At 62.7% G+C, this 416-nt stretch carries 1 protein-coding gene; it reads right to left on the bottom strand.

The window, feature by feature from the left end; genetic code table 11:
- Positions 1-416, bottom strand: a 416-nt coding sequence (locus tag FY036_RS00065) for a GTP-binding protein (RefSeq protein ID WP_148912705.1), incomplete at its 3' end; no start/stop codon positions are given.

The raw sequence follows: 416 nt of genomic DNA, 5'->3' as shown, positions 1-416 counted from the left end.
GGATCGTCGACCTGGTCGACCTTGTTCAGGAACACCACGATCGCCGGGACGCCGACCTGACGGGCAAGCAGGATGTGCTCGCGGGTCTGCGGCATCGGGCCGTCGGCAGCCGAAACCACCAGGATCGCACCGTCCATCTGCGCGGCGCCCGTGATCATGTTCTTCACATAGTCGGCGTGGCCGGGGCAGTCGACGTGGGCGTAGTGGCGCGCCTCGGTCTCGTACTCGACGTGCGCCGTCGAGATCGTGATGCCGCGGGCCCGCTCCTCGGGAGCAGCGTCGATCTGGTCATACGCCTTGAACTCGCCAAAATACTTCGTGATCGCCGCCGTCAGAGACGTCTTGCCATGATCGACGTGACCAATCGTGCCGATGTTCACATGCGGCTTGTTACGCTCAAATTTACCTTTGGCCAT

It is taken from the genome of Neoaquamicrobium microcysteis, from assembly GCF_008180155.1.
GTDB lineage: Bacteria > Pseudomonadota > Alphaproteobacteria > Rhizobiales > Rhizobiaceae > Aerobium > Aerobium microcysteis.
Note: the sequence above shows the minus strand (reverse complement) of the source record. Positions and strands in the feature narration are given on the sequence as shown.